Annotated in this window: 8 protein-coding genes; 4 read left to right on the forward strand and 4 right to left on the reverse strand. The window is 65.5% G+C overall.

What is annotated here, in order from left to right:
• From EN780_RS21700 to msuE, 4 genes are all read left to right on the forward strand, one after another.
• A partial coding sequence (locus tag EN780_RS21700) for an amylo-alpha-1,6-glucosidase (protein ID WP_128275277.1) occupies positions 1-1,643 on the forward strand: 1,643 nt, incomplete at its 5' end.
• 159 nt (positions 1,644-1,802) lie between these two features.
• Positions 1,803-3,584 (forward strand): trehalose-6-phosphate synthase, encoded by a 1,782-nt coding sequence (locus EN780_RS21705; RefSeq protein WP_128275278.1) that lies wholly within the window; start codon positions 1,803-1,805, stop codon positions 3,582-3,584.
• Positions 3,581-4,375, forward strand: coding sequence for a trehalose-phosphatase (gene otsB / locus EN780_RS21710; protein WP_128275279.1), 795 nt, complete (start codon positions 3,581-3,583; stop codon positions 4,373-4,375). Before EN780_RS21705 ends, otsB begins: the two co-directional genes overlap by 4 nt.
• A gap of 146 nt (positions 4,376-4,521) precedes the next feature.
• Positions 4,522-5,082, forward strand: coding sequence for an FMN reductase (gene msuE, locus EN780_RS21715; RefSeq protein ID WP_128275280.1), 561 nt, complete (start codon positions 4,522-4,524; stop codon positions 5,080-5,082).
• Between the two features lie 15 nt (positions 5,083-5,097).
• Here msuE and EN780_RS21720 read toward each other — a convergent pair whose 3' ends face one another.
• The 4 genes from EN780_RS21720 to EN780_RS21735 all read right to left on the reverse strand — a co-directional run.
• The gene (locus EN780_RS21720) at positions 5,098-6,174 is read right to left on the reverse strand and encodes an ABC transporter ATP-binding protein (protein WP_128275281.1); all 1,077 of its coding nucleotides are present in this window, start codon (positions 6,172-6,174) and stop codon (positions 5,098-5,100) included.
• Positions 6,171-6,971 carry an ABC transporter permease gene (locus EN780_RS21725; protein WP_128275282.1) on the reverse strand — a complete coding sequence of 267 codons (801 nt, stop codon included), beginning with the start codon at positions 6,969-6,971 and terminating at the stop codon, positions 6,171-6,173. Before EN780_RS21725 ends, EN780_RS21720 begins: the two co-directional genes overlap by 4 nt.
• A gap of 1 nt (position 6,972) precedes the next feature.
• Positions 6,973-7,800, reverse strand: a complete 828-nt coding sequence (locus EN780_RS21730; RefSeq protein ID WP_245500050.1) for an ABC transporter permease — start codon at positions 7,798-7,800, stop codon at positions 6,973-6,975.
• 101 nt (positions 7,801-7,901) lie between these two features.
• A partial coding sequence (locus EN780_RS21735) for an extracellular solute-binding protein (RefSeq protein ID WP_348631266.1) occupies positions 7,902-8,149 on the reverse strand: 248 nt, incomplete at its 5' end.

Genomic DNA, 8,149 nt, shown 5'->3' on the forward strand with positions numbered 1-8,149 from the left:
CGTCGGTGCTGCTTCACTATGACGGGCTGGACGGGCTGGCGCGCCTGTCGGCGATATCGTTCTCTCAGGCGCCCGATCAACTGACGGACAGCCGCGCCGATTTCCTCGTCGCGGTGACCAAGCGTTCCAGCAAGGTGCTCTATGTCGAGGTCGGTTCGGAGGTTGTCGAGACCCCGGATCGCGATCGCTTTCGCGCCGCAGCGGCCCGCGCCCGTTTCGGCATGCGGGCAAAGCGCCGCCACGGCGCCACGGTGCACAGTTCGGGCCGCGTCTTCAACGACTGGGTCGAGCGCGCCCGCGCCGATGTGGCGCTGCTCACCACCGAACTCGCGACAGGGCCCTATCCCTATGCCGGCATCCCTTGGTTTTCGACGGCATTCGGCCGCGACGGCGTGATCTCGGCACTGCAGATGCTCTGGCTCAACCCTGGTCTGGCGCGGGGCGTGCTTGCCTTCCTCGCCCAGCACCAGGCGACCGAGACGTCGCCGTTCAGCGATTCACAGCCCGGCAAGATCATGCACGAGACCCGCAAGGGCGAGATGGCGGCGCTGCGCGAGCTTCCCTTCGGGCGTTACTATGGCGGCGTCGACACCACGCCGCTCTACATCCATCTCGCCTGCGCCTATGCGGAGCGCACCGGCGACATGGACTTCATCGACACGCTGTGGCCGTCGCTCAAGGCCGCGGCCGAATGGACTGAAGAGGCGAGCCGGGAGACCGGGTTCGTCACCTATCAGCGCGCCGCCGAATCCGGCCTCGCCAACCAGGGCTGGAAGGACAGTTTCGACTCCGTCTTCCATGCCGACGGCCGCATCCCCAAAGGACCAATCGCGCTGGTCGAGGTGCAGGGCTACGTCTTTGCCGCGTTCCGGGGGCTGGCTGCGCTGGCACGGCGCCGGGGCGGATATGCGGAGGCCGAGCACTGGGAGGAACGGGCCGAGGAAATGCGGATCGCGGTCGAGCGCGATTTCTGGGTAGACGACCTGAATTTCTATGCGCTGGCCATCGACGGCGCCGGTGAGCCTTGCAAGGTGCGGACGTCGAATGCCGGGCATCTTCTGTTTGTCGGGTTGCCCCAGCCCGAGCGGGCAAAGCTGGTCGCCGACCAATTGCTTTCGGCTCCCTTCCATTCGGGCTGGGGCCTGAGGACGCTTGCCGACGACGCCGTGTTCTTCAACCCGATGTCCTATCACAACGGCTCGATCTGGCCGCATGACACCGCCATCTGCGGCGTCGGCCTGGCGCGCTATGGCGAGCGCGAAAGCGTGGTGCGGCTGATGAGCGGCACGTTCGAGTCCGCCGTGCATTTCAACATGCGTCTGCCGGAACTGTTCTGCGGCTTCACCCGCGCGCCGGGCGAGGCGCCCATAGCCTATCCCGTCGCCTGCCTGCCGCAAGCCTGGTCGGCCGGCTCCGCCTTCATGCTGATGCAGGCCTGCCTCGGCCTGGAAATCGATGGTTGGGAGGGCGAGGTCCGCGTCACGCGGCCAAGGCTGCCGATCGGCATCGACATGCTTACACTTCGGCACCTGACCGTTGGCGACCGGGCGGTCGACCTGACATTCCAACGCGTCGGCGACCGGGTCGTCGCCTTCCTTGCCGACCGGCATGAGGGGTTGGTGCCGCTCATCGTGCGAACTTAGCCAAGGGTTCGCTCGCCGCCTGACAAATGTCGGAACCGATGGTCCGTTTGTGCGTTGCACAATCACACCGGACGCGCGGCGGTCTGTTCCGTCGCCGGTAAGGTGTCGAAAACAAGAAGAATGAGGCCTGCGGCGGGCCGGTGGCAAATTGGCGTATCAATGACTGATCAAGGCATCGACTTGCTGTGGGGCCTGCTCCTGGTAAGTCTTGGACTTTCCGCTCTTGCGGTGTTTTTTTCCATATCCCGACACCGCCGCAATTCCACGCCTGCGACCGTGCACGTCGCTGGCGAGGACGTGGCTTCCGAAGCGGCGCGCAAAGTACTTCGGGAATTCGAGAAGAACGGCCAGTCGGTCGACGCGGCGCTGGTGACATGGTCGCCCGAAACCTTGCGCAAGATCCTTCACGAGGACCTGCCCGAGGCGCAAGTGATCGTGGTTTCCAACCGCGAGCCTTACATCCACAACACCAAGGGCGACGGCGTCGAACTCGTCGTGCCGGCGAGTGGGCTGGTTTCGGCGATGGAGCCGATCACGCGCGCCTGCGCCGGCACCTGGATCGCCTATGGGGGCGGCACGGCGGACCGCCAGATGGTCGACGGTGACGACCGGGTGCAGGTGCCGCCCGACAATCCGTCCTACACCCTGCGCAGGGTGTGGCTCAGCGAGGAGGAATATCAGGGCTACTATCTCGGTTTCGCCAATGAAGGCCTCTGGCCGCTCTGCCATATCGCTTTCACGAGGCCGATCTTCCGCGAGTCGGACTGGGACGCCTACGAGGCGGTCAACCGCAAGTTCGCCGACACCGTGGTCGCCGAGGCGCGCAACGAGCGGCCGATCGTGCTGGTCCAGGACTATCACTTCGCGCTTCTGCCGCGCATGATCCGCGAGCGCCTGCCGGAGGCGATCGTCATCACCTTCTGGCACATTCCGTGGCCGAATTCGGAAGTCTACAGCATCTGCCCGTGGCGGGAGCGTATCCTGGACGGGCTGCTCGGCAGTTCGATCATCGGCTTCCATACCCAGTTCCACGCCAACAATTTCACCGAGAGCGTCGACCGCTTCCTCGAAAGCCGGATCGAACGGGCGGACGCCGCCATTTCCTACGGCGGCCAGACGACGCTGGTGCACGCCTATCCGATCTCCATCGAATGGCCCCTGCAGCTTCTGGCCAAGCTGCCCGATGTCGCCGAGTGCCGGGCGCGCGTCCGCGACCGGTTCGGGCTGCCGGCGGATGCCAAGCTGTGCATCGGCGTCGAGCGCCTCGACTACACCAAGGGCATTCTCGATCGCTTTCATGCGCTGGAGGAATTGTTCACCAGGCATCCCGAGCTGATCGGCAAGGTCGTGTTCCTGCAGATTGCGGCTCCCAGCAGGGGCACGCTGCCTGCCTACAGGCAATTGCACGACGAATGCATGCGCTATGCCGACGACCTCAACCTGCGTTATGGCGCAGACGGCTATCGGCCCGTCGTCATCGTGGCCGAGCATCATTCGCAAAAGGCGGTCTACGAGATCTACCGCGCTGCCGACATCTGCATGGTCACCAGCCTGCATGACGGCATGAACCTGGTCGCCAAGGAATTCGTCGCAGCGCGCGACGACGAGCAGGGCGTGCTTCTGCTCTCGACCTTTGCCGGCGCCTCGCGCGAGCTGCTGGAAGCGCTGATCGTCAACCCCTACGACGCGGCGATGATGAGCGGGGCCCTCTCGCAGGCGCTGACCATGTCGGCCGAGGAGCAGCGCGAGCGGATGCGCCGGATGCGCGAGATCGTGCGCGACAACAATGTCTACCGCTGGGCCGGAAGCATGCTTCTGGACGCGGCGCGCCTGCGCAAGCGCGGCGAGCTCGACCGCGTCACGGCCAACGCCGAGCGCCTGGCCACCCCCGACAACGTCGTCCCCATCTTCGAACGCAAACAGGTAGCCGGACTCCGATGAATCTTCAGCCAGAGTTGACGCCACGCCTCCCCGAAGGCCGATGGGCGTTGTTCCTCGACATTGACGGCACCTTGCTGGAGCACGCCGCCCATCCGGACGCCGTGTCGGTCAGCGAGGAGCTTCGCCTTCTGCTGCAGACGATCGAGCGCCGGCTGGACGGCGCGCTTGCCTTCATCACCGGCCGCTCGGTCGCGGCGGTAGACCGACTGTTCGATCCGCTGAAGCTGCGCACTGCCGGTCTCTACGGACTGGAGCACAGACTTGCCCCGGGCGGCCCTGTCGAGGCCGCTGACGAACCGGCGGACATGGCGGCGCTCGCCGACGAGATCGAGCTGGAGCTGGCGAGCCAGGCCGTCTATGTCGAGCGCAAGGGTCCGGTGCTCGCCGTCCATACGCGCGCCGCGCCGCATCTGCTTGCGCGGGCGACGAAGCTCGTCGAGCAGGCTCTGGACCGGCTGCCGAAGGGATATCGTGTGATCGCCGGCAATGCCGGGGTCGAGCTGATGCCGCTCGAGGCGGCCAAGGGTGCCGCCATCAGGAGGTTCATGGACATCCCACCCTTTGCCGGGCGACGGCCGGTTTTCCTCGGCGACGATACATCCGACGAAAACGGCTTCGAGACGACCAATGCCGCGGGCGGGATATCCATCCGGATCAAGCCTCGGGGACCAACGGCGGCACGCCATGTCATTGCCGATGTCACCGGCGCGATCGGCTGGCTTCAGGCCAATTTCGGCAATCTCGCCATCGAGGCTGGCCGGGGAGATGCCCGACGCAGCCGCGGACCATGAGCTGCTGTCGCCGATAGGCCTGGTCGTGGAAAAAATGTTCGGGACCGGCGCCGCCGAAAGCCGATTGTTCCTTTTATCGGGCCCTGAAGTCTATCAAACTTGTAGACATTAACGCGAACCCATCCGCGGCGTGAAGGTGCCTGAGCATGCCCAATCCCACCGTTGTCGGCTTTTCCGGCAATTTCACCCGACCCTCCAAGACCCGGGGCTTTGTCGAACAGGTCGTGAAGGATATTGCCCGTCAGCATGGCCTGTCGGCCAGCACCTATGACGTGGAGGATCTCGGCCCTTCGCTCGGCCACGCGAAATGGGCGCGCGATCTCGACGAGCAGGCCCGCGCCATTCTCGACAAAGTCATCAATGCCGATGTGCTGGTGGTCGGCTCGCCGACCTACAAGGGCAGCTATACCGGCCTGTTCAAGCACTTCTTCGACCTGATCGATCCGGCCGCCCTGCGCGGCAAGCCGGTGGTGCTTCTGGCGACCGGCGGCGGCGAACGGCATGCGCTGATCGTCGAGCACCAGTTGCGGCCGCTGTTCGGCTTCTTCGAGGCGCTTGCCCTGTCGACGGCGGTCTATGCCACCGACAAGGATTTCGCCGACGGCGTGCTGCGCTCCGAGCCGATCCTGAAGCGCGTCGCGCAGGCGGTGGGCGAAGTCGGGCTGGTGCTTGCCAATCGCTCCGGGGCGAGTGTCGCCGCGGAATAGGGCACGCCAGAGCAATCAGGCAGGAAACAGGAATGCGGCGGCCGGGTCGAAAAAGACCTGCCGTCGGCTTGCCGTAGCGTCATGGGACGCCATGGCCGACGACGTCGGCCTGATGTCGATCTCCTGCCCGGCGGCGGTGCGCGCGACGATGCGGCGGCGCTCGCCGTAGAAGGCGACATCGACGATCTCGACGGCAAGCTCGGCGCTTTTCGGATCACGCTCCAGGCGAAACGCTTCCGGCCGGATCATCAGCCTGGCCTTTTGTCCGCTGCCGAAGCTGCCATTGGCGTTGATGCCTGAGAGCACCGAGCCGTCGGCAAGCCGGATGGTCGCGGCGCCGCCGACGGTTTCCAGATGCTCGGCGGCCAAAAAGTTGGAATTGCCGATGAAGCCGGCGACGAAATCGGTCGCGGGCCGAAGGTAGAGATCCTCGCCGGTGCCGATCTGCTCGATGCGGCCATCCCTGAACAGCGCGATGCGGTCGGACAGATGCAGCGCCTCCTCCTGGTCATGGGTGACATAGAGGATGGTGACGCCGGTCTCGCGGTGGATGCGGCGGATTTCGGCCTGAATCTCCTCGCGCAGTTTCTTGTCGAGGGCCGAGAGTGGCTCGTCCATTAGCAAAATCGGCGGGTCGTAGGCCAGCGCGCGGGCGAGCGCGACGCGCTGCTGCTGGCCGCCGGACAGCGCGCCGGGCAACCGTTCGGCGAAACCTTCGAGCCGCACCAGCGAGAGCATGTCGGCGACCTTGCGCTTGACTTCGGCGTCGGGCCGGCGGCGGACGCGAAGCGGAAAGGCGACGTTTTCGGCGACGCTCAGATGCGGAAACAGCGTGTAGCGCTGGAAGACCATGCCGATGTTGCGCTTGTGCGAGGGCACCGCAAGCAGCGACTTTCCCTGCAACCGGACATCGCCGGAGGTCGGGTCCTGGAAGCCGGCGATCGCATAGAGCGTCGTCGATTTTCCCGAACCCGACGGGCCGAGGAAGGTCAGGAATTCGCCTTTGGGGATCTCCAGCGTCACGTCATGAACGGCGACGAAGGCGCCGAAAGCCTTGCGCAATTTGCGGATCGACAGGAAAGGCTCGGTCATGTCTGCAACTTTCGGCGCAAGAGTGCCGTCACCACCATGAGGGCGAGCGTGAGCGCGACCAGCAGGCTGGAGGCGGCGGCGATGACGGGAGTGAGGTCGGAGCGGAGGCTGCCCCAGATCTTGACCGGCAAGGTCTGCAGGGTGGGGCTCGCCATGAAGATCGCCACGACCACCTCGTCCCAGGAGGCGAGGAAGGAGAAGATCGCGGCGGAGAAGATGCCGATGCGGATCGACGGCAAGGTGATCCTGAGCTTGGCCTCAAGTGGGCCGGCGCCGCAGACGATGGCCGCGTCCTCGATCGACTTGTCGAAGCCTTCGAGCGCGGTGGCAATCGGGATGATGGCGAAGGGGAGCGCCAGCACGGTGTGGGCGATGACGAAGCCGACCGTGGTGCCGCCGAGGCCAAGGCGCAGGAAGAAGGCGTAGATGGCGATGGCGAAGACGACCACCGGCAGCACCATCGGCGTCAGCAGCAGCCCGCGCAGCATCTCGCGCCCACGGAACTCACCACGAACCAGCGCGAAGGAGGCAAGCAGGCCGACGGCGACGGCAAGGATTGCCGTCAGAGCGGCGATGCGGGCGCTTGTGAGCGCCGCCTCGATCCAGGACGGGTCGGCGAACAGCTCCTGATACCATTTCAGCGTCCAACCGGGCGGCGGAAAGGCCAGCCAGCGCGACGAGCCGAAGGAGAGCAGTACGATGAAGACAACAGGCAAGAGCAGGAAGGCGGCGACCAAAGCCGTGAAGGCGAGCAGCGCGACCTTCAGCCAACCGAGACGGTCGTAGTCGAGCAGCATCTCAGGCGCCTCCCGCGGCTCGCTTCGAGCCGACAAGGCGCAGCTGCAGCGCGTAGAGCGCCATGGTGACGACGAGCAGGATGAAGGCGGCGGCGCTGCCGAGGCCCCAGTTGAGCAGCGACTGGATCATCTGCGCGATCATCTCGGCGAGCATCATGTTCGACGTGCCGCCGAGCAGCGCCGGCGTGACGAAATAGCCGAGCGACATGACGAAGACCATCAGCCCGCCGGCGGCGATGCCGGGAAGCGAGAGCGGCAACAGGATGCGGCGGAACGCGGCGAGCGGGCTGGCGCCACAGAGTGCCGCTGCGCGCAGCGTCATCGGATCGATCGCGCGCAAGGTGCCGACCAAAGGCAGGATCATGAACGGCAGCATGATGTAGACCATGCCGATGGTGACGCCGGTGAGGTTGTTGATGAGCGGCAGCGGCTGGTCGGTGATGCCGATGGCCATCAGCGCCCGGTTGATCACGCCGGTTCGCTGCAAGAGCACCATCCAGGCATAGGTGCGGGTCAAGAGGTTGGTCCACATCGACAGGATGATGATGCCGAACAGGAGCGAGGCGAGGGCCGGCGGCATGATCGCCAGCATCCAGGCCACCGGAAAGGCGACGAGCACGGTGACGACGGTGACGACGAAGGCGACGAGGAAGGTATTGAAGAACACGCGCGCGTAGGTGCCGTCGCCGAGCAGCGCCGCATAATTCTGCAGGCCGGGAGCCGGATCGGTAACGCTGCGCAAAAGCAGCGCCAAGACCGGCACGACGAAGAAGAGCCCGATCAGGGTCAGCGCCGGCAGCAGGCCGCCGAGGCCCGCCGGGAGACGCATTCTGGCGCTGCTCTGCTCAATTTCCACCGACATAAGCGGTATCCTGGGCTGCGAAGCGGGACGGCGGAAGCCGTCCCGCTTCTGTCACGAGAAGGCGGGCGTTATTTCGCCTGCCAGGCGTACCAGCGCGTGGCGATCTCGTCGCGATGCTCGGCCCAGTAGTTCATGTCGAGGTTGATCTGGCCGTCGACATGGGCGTCGGGCAGACCCTTGACCACGTCGGCGGGCATCTCAGCCTTGGCCTTGGTGTTGATCGGCGCATAGCCGCTCGCCTCGGCGAACTTCGCCTGGCCGGTGGCGCTGCTCGCCGCGGCGAGGAACTTCATCGCCGTGTCCTTGTTCTTGGCGC

This window comes from Mesorhizobium sp. M4B.F.Ca.ET.089.01.1.1, from assembly GCF_004022605.1.
Taxonomy (GTDB): domain Bacteria; phylum Pseudomonadota; class Alphaproteobacteria; order Rhizobiales; family Rhizobiaceae; genus Mesorhizobium; species Mesorhizobium abyssinicae.

What these genes read in the sequence shown, in the direction of transcription:
- EN780_RS21705 (WP_128275278.1), top strand. Translation starts at nt 1,803, where the DNA reads ATGACTGATCAAGGCATCGACTTGCTGTGGGGCCTGCTCCTGGTAAGT.
- otsB (WP_128275279.1), top strand. Translation starts at nt 3,581, where the DNA reads ATGAATCTTCAGCCAGAGTTGACGCCACGCCTCCCCGAAGGCCGATGG.
- msuE (WP_128275280.1), top strand. Translation starts at nt 4,522, where the DNA reads ATGCCCAATCCCACCGTTGTCGGCTTTTCCGGCAATTTCACCCGACCC.
- EN780_RS21720 (WP_128275281.1), bottom strand. Translation starts at nt 6,174, where the DNA reads ATGACCGAGCCTTTCCTGTCGATCCGCAAATTGCGCAAGGCTTTCGGC.
- EN780_RS21725 (WP_128275282.1), bottom strand. Translation starts at nt 6,971, where the DNA reads ATGCTGCTCGACTACGACCGTCTCGGTTGGCTGAAGGTCGCGCTGCTC.
- EN780_RS21730 (WP_245500050.1), bottom strand. Translation starts at nt 7,800, where the DNA reads ATGCGTCTCCCGGCGGGCCTCGGCGGCCTGCTGCCGGCGCTGACCCTG.